We start from the raw sequence: 17,984 nt of genomic DNA on the forward strand, positions 1-17,984 counted from the left end.
AAAAGCTCTTAATGGTTTAATCTATTTTTTTTAAACTTTATCTTTTAACCAACTGTAGAGAATCTCATTGAACTCGTCTGGTTTTTCCATCATTGCTGCGTGTCCACATTTATCAATCCAGAACAGGTCTGAATTAGGGATAAATTTGTTCATATCAATCGCAACTTCCGGAGGTGTTACATTGTCCTGTTTTCCCCAGATCAAACAAGTCGGGGTTAAAATCTTAGGAAGATCATGCAACATATTGTGTTTGATGGCACTTCTTGCCAGCATTACGGTTTTTATTCCCTTCATTCTGTCATTCACCACCCCAAAAACCTCGTCTACAAGATCTTCAGTTGCCACAGCAGGGTCATAAAAAACCTCTTCAGTTTTCTTCCTTATATATGATTTGTCATTTTTTCTTGGAAAACTGTCTCCGAATGTTCTTTCGTATAATCCGGAACTCCCGGTTAAAACCAAATTATTGACCAGATCCGGTCTTGCCAAAGTTAGTATAAGCCCAATGTGACCTCCCATTGAGTTTCCAACAATGGTTACAGGTCCTTCGATATGACTCTCTATAAACTTTATAATATATTTTGCTAATGTGGTAAGATTAGTATTGAGCACCGGTAAATCGTAGATCGGCAGTTGAGGTACATAGACCTTAAATCCTCTCTCTGAAAAAAAATTCACCATCTTATCGAAATTGCTCAAACCACCCATTAAACCGTGCAATAACACTAATGGATGTCCTTCTCCCGCCTCTACAAAGGTATATTTCTTTTCTTTTTTTGTACTAAATATCATAAAACGCCTTAATAAAGCCTTGCAAAAATACAAATTAAACCTCAAAAATATTTTGATATGCCTAATTTAAAATAAAAATAATATAATAAAACTCTTTTTAACTCTTTTTTTGAAAATCTCTTTACTATGGCCTGAATAACACAATCCGCAAAACTCAATATATCAATAACTTAAACCTATATTATTAAATCTTTAATAAAACTTATTAACATTAAGTCAAAAAGTGGGAAAAAGTGGGAAATATTGGAAATTATTATATAAATTTGTCCCAAATGAAAAATTTCATTGGAACATATGAGTGTAAAATTGACGACAAAGGCCGTTTAAAAGTTCCTTCATCTCTGATCAAACAGATGGAAGACTTTGATGACAAGGCGTTTGTAGTCAAAAGATCTGTGTTCCAAACTTGTCTGGAAGTTTACCCTATGAATGCTTGGGATAAATTGATGGGCAAGATTAATAAATTAAACAGATTCATTAAAAAGAATGCTGATTTCATTAGAATGTTTACGGCAGGAGTAAAAACTGTAGAATTGGACAATGCCGGTAGATTACAGATTTCAAAAGACCTGACGCATTTTGCAAATCTTCATAAAGATATTGTGATTACCAGCGCCGGAGAATTATTTGAAATTTGGGACAAAGATGCTTACGAAAAAGTAATCTCTACCAACGAAGAAGATTTTGCAAGCCTTGCTGAAGACGTGATGGGCTCTTTAGATGAAGAATAACCGCTAAATAATAAAAGCGACAAAAAACACAATTAAACATGTATCATAACCCCGTTTTGTTGAAGCAAAGTGTTGATGATTTGGTGACGAATCCAGACGGAACATACGTGGACTGTACTTTTGGTGGCGGTGGTCACTCAAAAGAAATACTGAGCAGACTTTCCGATAAGGGAAAACTGTACGGTTTTGACCAAGATTTAGACGCACTTAAAAATACAATTGATGATCCGAGATTTACTCTGATCAATCAGAATTTCAGATTCTTAGAAAACTCCTTATTAATGTATGGAGTTTCTCAGGTTGATGGAGTTCTTGCCGACCTTGGAGTATCTTCTCATCAGTTCGATGAAGCTGAAAGAGGATTTTCCACAAGAAGCAATGCTCCTTTGGACATGAGAATGAATGTAATGCAGGGTCTTGACGCTAAAAGAGTCATCAACGATTACGAAGAAGAGCAGTTGGCTAATATTTTTTATTACTATGGCGAATTAAGAGAATCTAGAAAATTAGCTAGAGACATCGTTCACCACAGAAAAATTAAAACCATCAATACAACGGAAGATTTGAAAAAGCTTTTCAATTTTCTTCCGCCGCATAAGATCAATAAATTTTATGCACAGCTTTTCCAGGCGATAAGAATTGAGGTAAATCAGGAATTGGAAGTTTTGAAAGAAATGCTTGTTCAGGCATACAATGTTTTAAGACCCGATGGAAGACTGGTAGTAATTTCTTATCACTCTCTGGAAGATCGTTTGGTAAAAAGATTTTTGAAAAACGGAATGTTTGAAGGCGAACCCCAAAGAGACATTTACGGAAATTATAAAAAAGCATTCGAATTGGTTAAGAGCAAAGCAATCATCCCCGATGACAAGGAAATTGAAGAAAACTCAAGAGCCAGAAGTGCTAAAATGAGAACAGGAATAAAAGTATAAATGATAAATCATAAGTGATAAGCGATATCAAACATCAATTATCATTTATCAATTATAAGCAAATTGGCAAAAAGAACAACAACAAATCGCCCTCAGAAGAGATTAACTTTTATAGATATTATAAAAGGTAATTTCCTGAATCGTGATGAGATCAAAGTACATTACAAGTATTTTCTCTTGTTGTTTATCTTAATGATGGCCATGATTTACAGTAATCATCTCGTCAATAAGAAAATTAAAATTGTCAACGCCTTAAAAGAAGAAACAGAAGAATATAAATCTCGAAACGCTTACGCACAAAGTAAGCTGATTAAAGTAAAAATGGAATCTCAATTGGGAAAAGAAGTTGCCCGGGATTCCTTGATGACACTGGAAAACCATCCTCACAAATTATTAATAAAATTGGATAGTACAGATGCAAAAGCAAAATGAATACGACAACAAACGTAAAAGAACCTTAAGGTGGGGCTACCTCTTCGCAGTGGTGGCTTTGTGCGTATTTGTAATGTTCATTGCAAGGATCATCATTCTTCAAAACACCAATGTTCAGGAAATTAAAGACGACTACATTAACAAAAATTACCGCGAAGCAACTCTAAAAGCTGCCCGTGGAAATTTATTTGCTTCCGACGGTTCTATTCTTGCAACAACCGTGATGCGTTATGATATCTATCTGGATTTCAAAACGATGAAAGATACGATCTACAGCAACAACATCGGAGCTTTAACGGATTCTTTAAGCAAAATGTTTGGGAAATCGAGAGGTGATTTCAGACAAAAATTCGACGAACAGAAGAAAAAGAAAAATCAATATTACGCTTTAGTTAAAGGTCTCGATTTTGACGAATACGACAGAATCAGAAATTTCCCGATTTTCAAAAAAGGAAAAAATAAAGGAGGATTCATCGTTGACAGAAATTATAAAAGAGAATTAGCAACCTCAGAAATCGGTGCCGGAACTATCGGAATCGATAATGGTGAGCTTAAAGCAGGTCTGGAAGGTGCTTTTTCAAAATATCTGACAGGAAGCGACGGAAAAAGATTAGAACAAAGAATCAACTCTTCTCAATGGAAGCCAATTGATTTCTGGAAAGTTCAGGAACCTGTTGACGGAGAAGATGTTTATACGACTTTAGATCTTAGAATTCAAGACATTGCACATTCAGCTTTGGAGAAACAGCTTGTGAATTTCGAAGCAAAACACGGAACTGTAATTGTAATGGAAGTGCAGACTGGTAAAGTTCGCGCTTTGGTTAATTTAAGAAGAACCGAAGATGGTGATTACGAAGATTCTTACAATTATGCTCTAAAAGATAACATCGAACCAGGTTCTACATTTAAAACAATTTCTTTATTAGCAGCAATGGATGATGGTTTCATTGATGAAAATACAACTGTAAATGTAGGAAATGGAGTTTGGGTGTATGCAAAACAAAGAATTTCAGACGGGCACGGTGGCGGAACGTACGACATTAGTGATGTTTTAGCAAAATCAAGTAACGTTGGAACTGCAAAATTGATCACAAAATATTACGCTGAGAAACCTCAGATTTTTCTTGATCACTTAAGACGTTGGAAATTATTCGACAAAATGGACATCGAGCTTCCGGGAATCACAAAACCAAAGATCGTAACTCCTGAAAATAAAAGATGGAATGCTGCAACATTGGCTTCAATCGCTTACGGATATTCATCAAACATCAATCTATTACAATTAACAACCTTCTACAATGGAGTTGCTAACGGCGGTAAGATGCTAAAACCTCTTTTCATCGACAAGATCATGAAAGACGGAAAGGTAATGTACAATGCAAAACCTGAAGTTATCGTCAACAAAATGGCTTCAGAAAAAGCGATTAAAATGATGACCAGCGCATTAACTAAAGCCGTAGAAAAAGGAACAGGGAAAAGTATTTTCACTCCAAATTTAAAAATGGCAGGGAAAACAGGAACCGCAAGATTTGAATATTGGTTGCCTGGTCCAATGAAGTACCGCGCATCATTCGCAGGCTTCTATCCGGCTGACAATCCGAAATATACCTGTTATGTAATGATCAGTGAGCCTAATACGGCAAAAGGATTTTATGGTGGAACGGTTTCCGCACCGGTGTTTAAAGAAATTGCAGGGAAAACGTTCCTGAAAACACCTCAAAACGTTGAAAAAGAAATGCTTGTTGACAAAAAGGTTAACCTAAATAAAATGGTTGAGCCTAATGTGAAAATAGCAGTTAATAATAAACAAATGCCAAACGTAGTCGGATTGATTGGTAAAAACGTAATCCCGCAATTGGAAAATTTAGGATATAGAATTGACTATAAAGGAGTTGGAAGAATTAAAGAACAGTTCCCGTTAGAAGGCACAACAATTAGTAAAAACCAGAGGATTTATTTGTCTCTGCAGAATTAAAATATAAAGCATCAAAAAATGCAATTAATTGAATTATTAAATAGAATCCCAGTCCTAGAAATTCACGGTGAAAATACCCGTGAGGTTTCGGAATTGGTTTTCGACAGCAGAAAGGTTACGGAAAACTCTTTGTACATCGCAATGAGAGGTACGGTTGCGGATGGACATTCATTTATTGCATCTTCAATTGAAAAAGGGGCAAAATCAATCATTTGTGAAGAGTTTCCTGAAAATTTAGATGAAAATATTACTTACGTTAAAGTAAAAGATTCTTCTAAAGCTTTAGGACATCTGGCTTCCAATTTCTATGGAAACCCTTCTGAAAAATTAAAATTAATCGGCGTTACAGGAACAAACGGAAAAACTTCGGTTTCTACTCTGCTTTTTGATGTATTTAAAAATTTAGGCTACGATTCGGCTTTACTTTCAACGGTAGAAATCAGAATTGGAGATAAAATAATTCCGGCAACACATACAACTCCTGATGTTATTACCATTAATAAAATCTTAGCTCAGGCTGTTGAAGAAGGTTGCGAGTTTGCTTTCATGGAAGTAAGTTCTCACGGAATTTCTCAGAACAGAATTGAAGGTCTGCATTTTAAAGTAGCAGGATTTACAAACCTTACCCACGATCATTTAGATTATCATAAAACTTTTGATGAGTATTTAAAAACGAAGAAAAGATTTTTTGATGAACTTCAGGATACAGCCATTGCTATTACCAATGTTGATGATAAAAATGGAATGGTAATGCTTCAAAACACAAAGGCTGTGAAAAAGTCCTATGCATTGAAGACCATGGCAGATTTCCACGGAAAACCATTGGAAATTGATTTCAACGGAATGCTGTTGAATTTTAATGGAAAAGAATTTTGGACAACATTGACAGGAAGATTCAATGTTTACAACTTATTACTGGTTTTCGGAATTGCTTCTGAACTTGGTTTCGAACAAGACGAAATTCTTCAGGCTATCAGTAAATTAAAAAGAGTGTCAGGAAGATTTGAAACCTTCAAATCAGACGGAGGAATTTTCTTCATCGTAGATTATGCACACACTCCGGATGCGTTAGAAAACATTCTGGACAGCATTAATGATATCAGAACAAAAAACGAAAGACTGATCACAGTTTTCGGTTGCGGAGGCGACAGAGATCACTCCAAAAGACCTGAAATGGGAAATATTGCCAGCAAAAAATCAACGTTGGCGATCATCACTTCAGACAACCCGAGAACAGAAGATCCGACAGCAATTATAAAAGAAATTGAAGCAGGTGTTGAACCTCAATACTTCAGCAAGTACACTTCAATTCCGGATAGAAGAGAAGCCATAAAGATGGCAATAAAATTCTCAGAACCTAAAGATATTGTTTTAGTAGCCGGAAAAGGTCACGAAACATATCAGGAGATAAATGGTGTAAAACATCATTTTGATGACAAAGAAGTAATTATTGAGCTTTGGAAGTTAATGAGTAAGTAATTTATAATCGATAATTAATAAATGATAATTGATTTTATCATTCATCGATCATCATTTATCATTTATAAAAAATAGAAACATGTTATACTATCTATACGAATATCTTACCGACCATGGAATCCACGTTCCCGGACTAGGAATGTTAAAGTACATTTCTTTCCGTGCAGGAATGGCTGTTCTGTTGTCTTTAACCATCGCTCTTGTTTATGGTAAAAGAATCATTAACTATCTGAGAGCAAAACAGATGGGCGAATTGGTTCGTGATCTGGGATTAGACGGTCAAAAACAAAAAGAAGGAACTCCTACAATGGGAGGTCTTATCATTATTTTGGCAACATTGATTCCGGTTTTATTATTTACAAGGATTACCAATATTTACATTGTCCTTTTGATTGTTTCGGTTATTTGGATGGGTGCCATTGGTTTTGTGGATGATTATTTAAAAAAGGTTAAGAAAAACAAAGATGGTTTAAGTGGAAAATTCAAGATTGTAGGACAGGTCGGATTAGGGCTAATTGTCGGAGTTACAATGTACTTCCACCCTGACATTACTGTTAAAAGAAAATATGCAGATGCGAAAGTGGTGAACAGAAATAATGTAGAGCAAAACTTTATGCCTACAGAAAAAATTACTGTTTCTACGGTTCCTTTTGCTAAAAATAATGAGTTCGATTACAGTGGAATGTTATTTTGGATGAATGACAAAGACGCTCACGAATGGGCATGGATCGTTTTCATCCCAATTGTGATCTTCATCGTAACAGCCGTTTCAAACGGAGCCAATATCACCGATGGAATTGACGGCCTCGCAGCAGGTACAAGTACTGTTATATTGCTTGCATTAGCATTTTTCACCTACGTTTCTGGGAATATTATTTTTGCAGATTATCTCAATATTATGTTCCTCCCCAACATGGGTGAAACCACCATTTTTGTTGTGGCTATGGTCGGAGCTGTTATTGGTTTTTTCTGGTACAACACCTATCCTGCCCAGGTTTTTATGGGTGATACGGGAAGTTTAATGCTGGGAGGAGTAATTGCTGTTTTAGCGATCATTTTAAGAAAAGAATTAATGATTCCTGTGTTATGCGGGATCTTCCTAATAGAAAATATATCTGTGATGCTACAGGTAGTTGTTTTCAAATACAGAAAAAGAAAATACGGGTTGGAATATGCCCAAAACAATAGATTATTTAAGATGTCACCATTACATCACCATTATCAAAAAGAAGGATTTCACGAAAGTAAAATCGTTAATAGAATGGTAATCATCGGTGTTATGTTGGCAATTGTATGTCTTATCACATTGAAAATGAGATAAGTTAATTTAAAATTGAAAAGATTCAAGTATTGAAGTTTTTTCAAGCATTAAATCAAAATTAATATGAAAATAGTTGTTTTAGGAGGAGGAGAAAGCGGATGTGGAGCTGCTTATTTGGCTAAAAAGAAAGGTTTGGAAGTATTTCTTTCAGACAAAGGAGTCATTAAGGACAACTACAAGCAGTTTCTGACAGAGAATGAAATTGAATTTGAAGAAGGTGAACATGACGAAGAAAGGATTTTAGATGCAGACTGGATCGTAAAAAGCCCGGGAATTCCGAAAAAAGCAGAGATCATCAATAAAATTCATTTGAAAGGAATCAGACTTTCTTCTGAAATTGAATTTGCTTCAGAATTTACCAATGCAAAGATTATCGCGATCACAGGAAGCAACGGAAAAACAACAACAACTTCATTGATCTACTACATCCTGAAAAATGACGGATTGAATGTAGGTTTAGGAGGAAATATCGGTTACAGTTTTGCAAAGCAGGTTGCCGATGAAAATCATGAATATTATGTATTGGAGGTGAGCTCTTTCCAATTAGATGATATTCAGAATTTTAGACCATATATTTCTTTATTGTTGAATTTATCTAAAGATCATTTGGATCAATATAATTACAACTATGAAGAATATGCATTGGCAAAATTCAGAATAGCTGAAAACCAAGAGAATGATAATTTTTTCATCTACAATAAAGATGACGAAATGAGCAAAAATATTCTTGAAAAATTAGAGATAAAAGCGAAAATGATCCCTTTTTCAACAAAAGAAAACTTGTCTGAAGGAGGTTTTGTAGATAATGATCAAATCAAAGTAAAATTGAAAGATAATTTCTCAATGAAACTTGATGAATTGTCTTTGTTGGGAAACCATAATGTAGCCAATAGCTTAGCAGCTTCAATCGCTGGTAAAATACTGGAAATCAATAATGAAAGTATTAGAAACTCATTAATGACCTTCCAGGCAGTTGAACACAGATTGGAACTTGTTTCTGAAATTGATGGTGTAAAATTCATCAACGACAGCAAGGCAACCAACGTCAACGCAACATATTACGCTTTAGAGAGCATGAAAACACCAACCATTTGGATCGTTGGTGGACAGGATAAAGGAAACGATTACTCAGAAATTGAGGAATTGGTTAAAAGAAAAGTAAAAGCAATTGTCTGCTTAGGAATTGATAATCAAAAAATTATAGATTTCTTTAAAGACAAGAAAGAATATATTTATGACACTTCAAGTATGGAAGATGCCGTGAAAATATCAAAATCTTTAGCAAAAAATGGCGATACGGTTTTACTGTCTCCATGTTGCGCAAGTTTTGATCTATTCAAAAGCTATGAAGACAGAGGTCGTCAGTTTAAAGAGCAGGTTTTAAAAGCAAACAGCTAATAGCCAACAGCTAAAAGCAACCATTATGAACGAACAAGACACAGAAGATAGTAGATTTGAATTTCTAAAGGGCGATAAGGTACTTTGGATGGTCATTCTTGTGATCTCCATTTTCTCTATTTTCCCTGTATATTCTGCGAGTTCGAATCTGGAATATATTGTAAATAACGGGACTACAACAGGTCACATTATGAAGCATATGTTCTTTGTACTTCTGGGGTTGGTCATTATGAGGATTGTGGGAACAATAAAATACGAATACATCGGAAAGCTCAGCAGTATTCTGCTAGGTTTAATGATAATTCTATTGGTTATCACAATGTTTACGGGACAAACGATCGATGGAGCGAGTGCTTCCAGATGGTTAAAAATTCCGGGAACGCCAATCTCATTTCAGCCGTCTTCTTTTGCTTTTTTAATGTTGATTATTTATTTGTGTAGATATTTAACCAAGAAAATTACACGAGAAAGGCTTCCGATTGAGAACATTATGTACATTTTCGGACCAATTTTGCTTGTTTTTGTGTTGGTTGCGAAAGATAACGGTTCTACGGCATTAATGATTTTAATGGTTTCCGTAGTTGTTTTGGTTATAGGACAATTGCACTGGAAATACATTGCAGGATTTATCTCGGCATCATTTGTAGCCATCGTTTTCTTTTTATTGATTGCTTTAAATACAAACATGATCGGCGGAAACCGTGTTCATACATGGATGAGCCGTATCGAAACATTTACATCAAGCAAAGCAAAATCAGCTGATGTAGATGATGAAAGCCTAAAGGCAAAAAATTATCAGGTAATGCAGGCGAAAGCAGCCATCGTTCACGGTGGAATTACCGGAATGGGACCAGGAAAAAGTGCATTAAAGCAAATGCTTCCACAGTCTGCATCAGATTTTATTTTTGCTGTAATTGTTGAAGAATATGGCGTTATCGGAGCTGCTTTTCTGATTTGTTTATATTTAATTATGATGATCCGTATAGTAATGATAGCCAGTAAGATGCCGGCCTTTTTCGGCTCCTTACTCGTCCTCAGTCTCGGGGTCATGATTTTCATACAACTCTCTGTAAATATTGCAGTTGCAATTAATTTAATCCCGGTAACGGGACAACCTTTGCCATTAATAAGTTACGGGGGAACATCAATGTTGGTAACCTATTTGCAGTTAGGAATTATTTTAAATATAAGCTCAAGAATCCAGATTTACGATGAAGAAGGAATGGGCAAAAAACAAAGTATAGCAGAAATAAACGATATCGCTTAATGTCATTGTGAGGAGCGAAAGCGACGAAGCAATCTCAAAATTTATATAAATGAACAAAAAGTTAAAAATATTATTATCAGGCGGCGGAACAGGAGGACACATCTTCCCGGCCATCGCTATTGCAGATGAGATCAAGAAAAGATTTCCTGATGCAGAATTTTTGTTCATTGGCGCCAACGGAAAAATGGAAATGGAAAAAGTTCCGCAAGCTGGCTATAAAATAGAAGGAATTGATATCGCAGGAATTGACAGAGGAAATATGCTATCCAATTTAGGTCTGCCTTTCAAAATTTTGAAAAGCTTATCTAAATCGAAAAGAATAATTAAAAACTTCGCTCCTGATTTTGCAGTGGGAACGGGAGGTTTTGCAAGCGGACCGGCTTTATATGAGGCTAGTAAATTGGGAATTCCAATCTTCATCCAAGAGCAGAATGCACATGCAGGAGTAACGAATAAAATTTTAAGTAAAAAAGCAAGAGCAGTTTTTACAGCCTATCCAAAAGTTGAAGGTTTTCCAAGTGAGAAAATAAAATTCTTAGGGAATCCAATTCGTGAGAATATTATCTCGGGAATGCAGGAAACAGCTCAGGCAAAAGAAAAAATGGGATTGGATAAAGATAAACTGACCATACTTTCTGTTGGCGGTTCTTTAGGTTCAAGAACATTAAATAATGGCTGGAAAGAAAATCTTGAAAACCTTAAAGAAAAAGGATATCAATTGATCTGGCAAACAGGAAAGTTGGATTATAAAGAGATTGTTGATAGTTGTCGGTTGACAGTTGATGGAAATAACCAACAACCAGCAACAAACAACCAAATACAAATAAAAGAATTCATCAAAGACATGGAAACAGCTTATTCCGCTGCAGATGTCATTGTTTCAAGAGCAGGTGCAATTGCCATTTCAGAGTTGGCCGTAGCACAGAAACCTGTTTTGTTGGTTCCGTTCCCTTTTGCGGCAGAGGATCATCAAACAAAAAATGCCATGAATTTGGTTGAAAAAAACGCAGCCAAAATGGTAAAAGATTCTGAAATGCAGGAAAAATTCTGGAATACATTGTCAGAAATCTGCGAAAATGAAAATGTAAGAAAAGAAATGTCTGAAAACATGAAATATTTTGCCAAGCCAAATGCAGCAAAAGAGATTGTAGATGAGATTTTTAAAGAGATAAAATAGATAAGATTAAAAAATTTAGAAATTCAGAGATTAAGATATTGTGAATTTCTAAATGCCTTAATTTTTTAATCTTTTAATTTTTAATATAAAATGAAAAATTTAGAAACATATCAAAATTTTTACTTCGTTGGGATCGGAGGGATCGGAATGAGTGCTTTGGCGCGTTATTTCCATGCTTCGGGTAAAAAAGTTTTAGGCTATGATAAGACCAACACCAAACTCACTCAGAATTTGATGAATGAGGGAATTGATATTGTTTTTGAAGATCTTATTGACGAAAGAATAACGTCTCTTGAAAAAGAAAATACATTATTAATTTACACTCCTGCGATTAAAAAATTAGGGATTTTAGATTATTTTAATGAAAATCAATTTGAAGTTCTAAAACGAGCAAAAGTTTTAGGTTTAATTACAGAAAACACAGATTGTATCGCTGTTGCCGGAACTCACGGAAAAACAACGACTTCTACCCTCGTTGCTCATTTGTGCAAAGAAGCTAATTTTCCTTTTTCTTGCTTTTTAGGTGGAATTTCCGAGAATTTTAAGTCAAATTTTCTGTACAACGGTAATCAATATTCAGTAGTAGAAGCCGATGAATATGACAGAAGTTTCCTTAATCTTTCTCCGGATTGGGCGGTGATAACTTCCACAGATGCAGATCATTTGGATATTTACGGTGATAAAAATACGATCGAAGAAGGGTTCAAACAGTTTGCAGCTTTAGTTCCGAATGACAAACAGCTTTTTGTGAGAAAAGGAATTGAAATCGGAAGACCTCATATTACGTATGCCGTAAATGAAGTAGCTGATTATTACTCAGATAACCTTCGAATGGATCATGATAAAATCTATTTTGATTTTCATACACCAACAGAAACAGTAAAAGATCTTGTTTGGGAAATTCCGGGAATCCACAATGTAGAAAATGCGACGGTTGCATTAGCTATTTTAAATAATTTAGGCTTTGATTTCGAAATTTTAAAGAAAGCAATTGCTAATTTTAAAGGAATCAAAAGAAGATATACTAAACATATCTATAAAAACGGTAAAATTTACATCGACGATTATGCTCACCATCCAACAGAAATTAATGCTGTAGTGGGATCCATCAGAACTTTTTACCCTGAGAAAAAATTATTGGTGGTTTTCCAACCGCATTTATTCAGCAGAACGAGAGATTTTGCAGATGGTTTTGCAGAAAGTTTAAGTAATACTGAAGAATTGATCTTATTGGATATTTATCCTGCAAGAGAGCTTCAGGAAAATTTTGAAGGAATAACTTCAGACTGGTTATTGGAAAAAGTGACTTTAGACAAAAAAGAAGTGTCGAATTTATCAGATGCTTTCAATAAAATAAAAGAAAAAGATTTTGACATCCTTCTCACAGTAGGCGCAGGAAATATTGATACGCTGTACGATCCTATTTGTGAATGGATAAGCAAAAATTGATTTTAAAATAAAATGAAAAATAAATACAGAATATTAAAAATTGCTATCACAGTAATCCTTCTAGGTTTCCTGCTGAGTTTCTCGTTGAAGAAATTCGGTGGTCAGAAGATTACGGATAATAAAATTTCTGTAAAAATGAATGAAAAAACTCCGGTTTATTTCATTGACGAAAAAGATATTAGAGAAATTGTAAACAAGGAAAATCCATCAGGAAAAGTGGGAGATCTTAATATTCCCGCTTTGGAAAAAAAGATAAACTCACTTCCGGCTGTTGACAGTGCCAATGTCTACTTAAACCTCAACGGAAAACTTAATTTAGATATAAAACAAAGAGTTCCTATTTTCAGGTTAAATAAAGACGGAAAAGACTTTTATGTAGACGAAAGAGGAATTGAATTTCCTATTTCCAGAACCTATTCACATCCATGCATGTTGGTGACAGGAAATGTGAAAAAAGATGAATATGAAAAATTAGCCGAATTGGTTGGAAAAATAGATAAAGATGATTTCAGCAAAAAATATTTCATCGGAATCTCAAAAGACACCAATGGAGACTACAATCTTTTGACAAGCGAAGGAAATTATAAAGTAGAAATAGGAGATTTAGATAATATAGACTTAAAAGTAAAAGGTTTTAAAGCTTTTGTAGAGAAATACCTCGTTTATCAGGATCCTCTAAAGTACAATATGATCTCTATTAAGTATCAGAATCAGATTGTTACGACCTTGAATCCTAATTTTAAAGGAAACGACAGTATTTTAAAAGTAGGAAATATGGAATTGGCGAAAGTCCCTGTTTCGACTGCCATGAAAAAAACAGAGGCTAAACTAAAAATAGCTGAAGTTAAAAAAGAAACTAAAAAAACCGGCTCCGCTTCAACAAAACCGAAGGAAAGCACAAAACCAAAGGCGACAACTAAGCCCAAGGCAAAAGAAACAAAAAAAACAGAGAAGAAAAGTACGGCGACAAAGCCGAAAGCAAAGGCAAAGGTTAAAATAGAATAAAAAAAATCAAATCGATATAAAACAATGGAAAATCAAGAGTATTCAGTAGGTCTGGACATCGGGACAACAAAGATAGTCGCGATTGTCGGAAGGAGGAATGCACACGGGAAAATTGAAGTTCTCGGTGTTGGTAAGGCCAAAAGTCTTGGGGTTCATAAAGGTATTGTGAATAATATTTCGCAAACCATCAACTCAATCAAGGCTGCTGTGTCAGAAGCACAATCCAGCGCAGGAGTTCCTATCCGTAAAGTGACGGTAGGTATTGCAGGAAAGCACATACGCTCTCTTCAGCACTCCGATTACATTATGCGTGAGCATCCCGACAAATTTATTACAGATGACGACATAGAAGCGTTAAAAGATCAGGTCAAGAAACTGGTTATGCTTCCTGGAGAAGAAATTATCCATGTTCTTCCCCAAGAATATAAAGTGGATTCAGAAGGTGAAATCCAAGAACCTGTCGGGATGCACGGAAAGCGTCTTGAAGCCAATTTCCACGTTGTTGTGGGGCAAATGGGCAGTATCCGAAACATCGCAAGATGTGTAAGAGAAGCAGGTCTGGAAATGGAAGCTCTTACTTTAGAGCCTTTGGCATCTTCAGAAGCGGTACTTACAAAAGAAGAGAAAGAAGCAGGTGTTGCCATCGTTGATATTGGTGGCGGTACTACAGATATAGCAATATTTAAAGATAATATCATCCGTCATACATGCGTAATTCCTTACGGTGGCGGGATCATTACGGAAGATATTAAAGAAGGCTGTTCAATCATCGAGAAACACGCAGAACAACTGAAGGTAAAATTCGGTTCTGCAGTTCCTGAGTTGGAGAAAGACAGTACATTTGTTACTATTCCGGGACTTCACGGAAGACCCGATAAAGAAATTTCACTGAAAACTTTAGCTCAGATTATCAATGCGAGAGTTGAAGAAATTCTTGAAATGGTAAATACAGAATTAAAGGCTTACGGAGCATTTGAACAGAAGAAAAAACTGATTGCCGGGATAGTTCTTACAGGTGGTGGATCAAATCTGAAACATCTTCGTCAATTAGCTAATTATACAACAGGTTTTGATAGTAGAATTGGTTTTGCAAATGAGTATATTGCCAATGATAAAAATCAGTATCTTAAAGGACCGGAATTTGCGACTTCTATTGGATTATTAATGGAAAGTTTAAAAATTAGGGATAAAAAACCTGTCATAATAGAAGAAGAACTCGTTCAGGAAAAACCGCAGCAGGAAACTGCAGCAACAGTAGCTGAAAATAATGCAGTTACTCAGCAGACAGCTCCGGTTCAGGAACAGGAAGTTATGACTCAACAGCAAGAAAATAAAAGAGCGGCAAGATTAACTTTCGGGCAGTCGCTTATGGAAAAAGTAAAAAAATTCTTTGAAGAAGTAGAATAGTAAATACAGATATTATGGAAAATATAGGTACACAAGGATTTTCATTTGATTTGCCAAAAGGAAATTCATCGATCATAAAAGTAATTGGTGTTGGTGGCGGTGGAAACAACGCGTTGAAACACATGTACGAAAAAGGAATTCACGGGGTAGATTTCGTGATTTGTAATACAGATGCTCAGACTTTAGATAATAACCCGGTTTCAAACAAAGTACAGTTGGGAACTACCATCACTGAAGGGCTTGGTGCAGGTGCCGATCCTGAAGTTGGTGAAAAATCAGCGATTGAAAGTATCGAGGAGATCAAGGCTGCCATGGGACAAAACACCAAAATGGTTTTCATCACTGCAGGAATGGGCGGTGGAACCGGAACCGGTGCGGCTCCTGTTATTGCTAAGGTTGCTAAAGATATGGGAATCTTAACAGTTGGTATCGTTACCGTTCCTTTCAGCTTTGAAGGGAAAAGAAGACTTGAGCAGGCAGAATTAGGTCTTGATAAATTAAGAAATAACGTTGATTCATTAATTGTAATCAATAACGATAAACTAAGACAGCAGTTTGGTAACCTTGGATTCAAACAAGGATTCTCAAAAGCCGATGAAGTTTTAACCAATGCAGCAAAAGGTATGGCAGAGGTTATTACTGGTTACTTTGATGTAAACATTGACTTTAGAGATGCTAAATCTGTGCTTCAAAACTCTGGAACTGCCTTAATGTCTACAGGTACGGCTTCAGGTGAAAATAAAGCCGAAGAAGCAGTAAGAAAAGCGCTTGATTCCCCATTGTTGAATGACAATAAGATCACAGGAGCTAAAAACGTATTGTTGTTGATCAGAAGCGGCGCAGAAGAAGTAACAATGGACGAAATCGGTATCATTATGGATCATATCCAGAAAGAAGCAGGACATACTGCTGATATCATTTTCGGGGTTGGTGCTGATGACGAATTAGGAGATGCAGTAAGCGTTCTTGTGATTGCTACTGGTTTTTCAAACGACGATAAAAAATTCGCAGGTCCTACAGAAAAGATCAGAATTGGTCTTAATGACAGACTGGAATCTCAAAAATCTTCTCCTTTCAAAACAAGAGAAGAAAGAGAGGTTGCCCCTGAGCACGGATATGACTTTGGAGGAAAAAATCTTTTCAGATTAGACGATGAGGATCAGGACACTCCACAGTTCAAGTCTGTATCTACTGAAAAAAAAATGATTATCGCGGATGAAGATATTAAGACAGAAATAAAATTCTCTGATAGAGAGCAAGATACATTAGACAGCCCAATTCAGACATGGAGAAATGATGATGAAGAGGAGAATGGCTACAGTCTGTTCGCTTTTGATGATGATAACGATCCTAATGACTTGGAGATTCAATCTTTTTCATTTGAAACAGAAGAAAAGAAAGAAGAGCCGAAAACTCCTTTCACAAACTCTTATTCTGAAGAAAAGCCCGTTGAATTCAGTTTCTTTGTAAACGAGCCTATAAATGAGCCTAAAACTGATTTTGGACAGCCAAAAGCAGAGTTTAGCACTCCAACGAATACGGTAAGTCAAATCATAGAGGAAGCTCCAAAAGTGGAAAGTTTCTACCAGCCAAAGGAAGAAATAAAAACTGAAGAAAGACCTTCATATGAAAATAGAACAGAGATCGAAACTCCACAAACTTCTGACAGCGAATTCACATTTGTGAACAAAACTGCAGATCAGGAAAGAGTAATAGAAAGAAGAAATAAATTAAAAGAATTCAATTCCCGTTACCAAAGCTTTGATAGCGCAAGCGAATTCGAATCTGTTCCTGCTTTCAAGAGAAAAAATATTTCTATTGACGGAACTAATGCTTCAGATCAAAATATCAACACCTATTTGTCTGAAAACAACGGTTCTATGCAAGTAAGAGAAAACAGATTTTTAAATAAAGATGTAGATTAAATTGCAATTGGCAATTGGCTGCTAGCAAATGGCTTTTAAAGCCACATTAAAGCTAATAGCCAACTGCCAAAAGCCAAAAGCAAGAAAAACCATGAGTTTAGAAATTATAATTAGCGAAGCTATAAAAACAGCAATGAGAGAGAAAGACAGAGTAGCTCTGGATTCTCTTCGTGCCGTGAAATCTCAGATTTTACTTCTAAAAACCGAAGCTAGAGGTGCAGAAGTTTCAGAAGAGCAGGAAATTGCTATTTTACAGAGAATGATTAAGCAACGTAAGGATTCTTACGAACAGTTTTCTGCACAGGGCAGAAATGACTTAGCTGAAGTAGAAGATGCGCAGATGAAAGTTATTGAGAAATTTTTACCTCAACAGCTTTCTGCAGAAGAATTAGAAGCTGAAATGAAGAAAATTATTTCAGAAGCCGGAGCAGAATCTATAAAAGATCTAGGAAAGGTAATGGGAGTTGCCTCAAAAGCATTTGCCGGAAAATCTGACGGAAAGAGTATTTCCGAGATGGCTAAAAAACTCCTTTCATAGTTGGAGGTTGGTTGCTGCTAGTTGTTGGTTTTTCACTATCGACAAGCAACTAAAAACCACCAACATATTTTACAAGGATATTCAACCTTTGCATATCGATTTGATTAAGAAGCCCGAAACATTTCCAGTTTCGGGCTTCATTTTTTATCTTGAGAT

The 17,984-nt window shown here is 35.7% G+C and carries 15 protein-coding genes; 14 read left to right on the forward strand and 1 reads right to left on the reverse strand.

The genetic code is table 11. The features are described 5' to 3' along the window. Nucleotides 1–30 precede the first annotated feature (30 nt). Nucleotides 31–792, reverse strand: coding sequence for an alpha/beta fold hydrolase (locus EG348_RS06235; protein WP_123981645.1), 762 nt, complete (start codon nucleotides 790–792; stop codon nucleotides 31–33). A gap of 272 nt (nucleotides 793–1,064) precedes the next feature. On the opposite strand from EG348_RS06235, the gene mraZ reads away from it, so the two are divergent. The 14 genes from mraZ to EG348_RS06305 all read left to right on the forward strand — a co-directional run bounded on the left by mraZ (nucleotide 1,065) and on the right by EG348_RS06305 (nucleotide 17,828). Then, nucleotides 1,065–1,523, forward strand: a complete 459-nt coding sequence (gene mraZ / locus EG348_RS06240; protein WP_123981647.1) for a division/cell wall cluster transcriptional repressor MraZ — start codon at nucleotides 1,065–1,067, stop codon at nucleotides 1,521–1,523. A gap of 38 nt (nucleotides 1,524–1,561) precedes the next feature. Further along, nucleotides 1,562–2,455, forward strand: coding sequence for a 16S rRNA (cytosine(1402)-N(4))-methyltransferase RsmH (gene rsmH / locus EG348_RS06245; RefSeq protein ID WP_123981649.1), 894 nt, complete (start codon nucleotides 1,562–1,564; stop codon nucleotides 2,453–2,455). Nucleotides 2,456–2,518: 63 nt separating this feature from the next. Next, nucleotides 2,519–2,887 (forward strand): FtsL-like putative cell division protein, encoded by a 369-nt coding sequence (locus tag EG348_RS06250; RefSeq protein WP_066754171.1) that lies wholly within the window; start codon nucleotides 2,519–2,521, stop codon nucleotides 2,885–2,887. Continuing rightward, nucleotides 2,871–4,862 carry a penicillin-binding transpeptidase domain-containing protein gene (locus EG348_RS06255; protein WP_123981651.1) on the forward strand — a complete coding sequence of 664 codons (1,992 nt, stop codon included), beginning with the start codon at nucleotides 2,871–2,873 and terminating at the stop codon, nucleotides 4,860–4,862. The genes EG348_RS06250 and EG348_RS06255 overlap by 17 nt, the downstream gene beginning before the upstream one ends. Nucleotides 4,863–4,880: 18 nt before the next feature. Next, complete coding sequence (locus EG348_RS06260) at nucleotides 4,881–6,341, forward strand: UDP-N-acetylmuramoyl-L-alanyl-D-glutamate--2,6-diaminopimelate ligase (RefSeq protein WP_123981653.1); 1,461 nt, start codon at nucleotides 4,881–4,883, stop codon at nucleotides 6,339–6,341. 79 nt (nucleotides 6,342–6,420) lie between these two features. Continuing rightward, nucleotides 6,421–7,662, forward strand: coding sequence for a phospho-N-acetylmuramoyl-pentapeptide-transferase (gene mraY, locus EG348_RS06265; RefSeq protein WP_123981655.1), 1,242 nt, complete (start codon nucleotides 6,421–6,423; stop codon nucleotides 7,660–7,662). 63 nt (nucleotides 7,663–7,725) lie between these two features. Further along, the gene (gene murD, locus EG348_RS06270; protein WP_123981657.1) at nucleotides 7,726–9,060 is read left to right on the forward strand and encodes a UDP-N-acetylmuramoyl-L-alanine--D-glutamate ligase; all 1,335 of its coding nucleotides are present in this window, start codon (nucleotides 7,726–7,728) and stop codon (nucleotides 9,058–9,060) included. Between the two features lie 25 nt (nucleotides 9,061–9,085). Then, a complete protein-coding gene (locus tag EG348_RS06275; RefSeq protein WP_123981659.1) occupies nucleotides 9,086–10,327 on the forward strand; it encodes an FtsW/RodA/SpoVE family cell cycle protein in 1,242 nt (413 codons plus the stop codon). Between the two features lie 49 nt (nucleotides 10,328–10,376). Continuing rightward, nucleotides 10,377–11,504: an undecaprenyldiphospho-muramoylpentapeptide beta-N-acetylglucosaminyltransferase gene (gene murG, locus EG348_RS06280; protein ID WP_123981661.1), complete on the forward strand. Its 1,128-nt coding sequence runs from the start codon at nucleotides 10,377–10,379 to the stop codon at nucleotides 11,502–11,504. Between the two features lie 90 nt (nucleotides 11,505–11,594). After that, nucleotides 11,595–12,953: a UDP-N-acetylmuramate--L-alanine ligase gene (gene murC / locus EG348_RS06285; RefSeq protein WP_123981663.1), complete on the forward strand. Its 1,359-nt coding sequence runs from the start codon at nucleotides 11,595–11,597 to the stop codon at nucleotides 12,951–12,953. A 12-nt stretch (nucleotides 12,954–12,965) separates the two neighbouring features. Beyond that, entirely contained in the window at nucleotides 12,966–13,958 is a 993-nt protein-coding gene (locus EG348_RS06290; RefSeq protein ID WP_123981665.1) for a cell division protein FtsQ/DivIB, read from the forward strand. Between the two features lie 24 nt (nucleotides 13,959–13,982). Beyond that, a complete protein-coding gene (gene ftsA, locus EG348_RS06295; protein ID WP_123981667.1) occupies nucleotides 13,983–15,365 on the forward strand; it encodes a cell division protein FtsA in 1,383 nt (460 codons plus the stop codon). 14 nt (nucleotides 15,366–15,379) lie between these two features. Next, complete coding sequence (gene ftsZ, locus EG348_RS06300) at nucleotides 15,380–17,290, forward strand: cell division protein FtsZ (RefSeq protein ID WP_123981669.1); 1,911 nt, start codon at nucleotides 15,380–15,382, stop codon at nucleotides 17,288–17,290. 91 nt (nucleotides 17,291–17,381) lie between these two features. Next, nucleotides 17,382–17,828: a GatB/YqeY domain-containing protein gene (locus EG348_RS06305; RefSeq protein WP_123981671.1), complete on the forward strand. Its 447-nt coding sequence runs from the start codon at nucleotides 17,382–17,384 to the stop codon at nucleotides 17,826–17,828. Nucleotides 17,829–17,984 lie beyond the last annotated feature (156 nt).

The sequence above is a fragment of the Chryseobacterium sp. G0201 genome (assembly GCF_003815655.1).
Classification (GTDB): Bacteria; Bacteroidota; Bacteroidia; order Flavobacteriales; family Weeksellaceae; genus Chryseobacterium.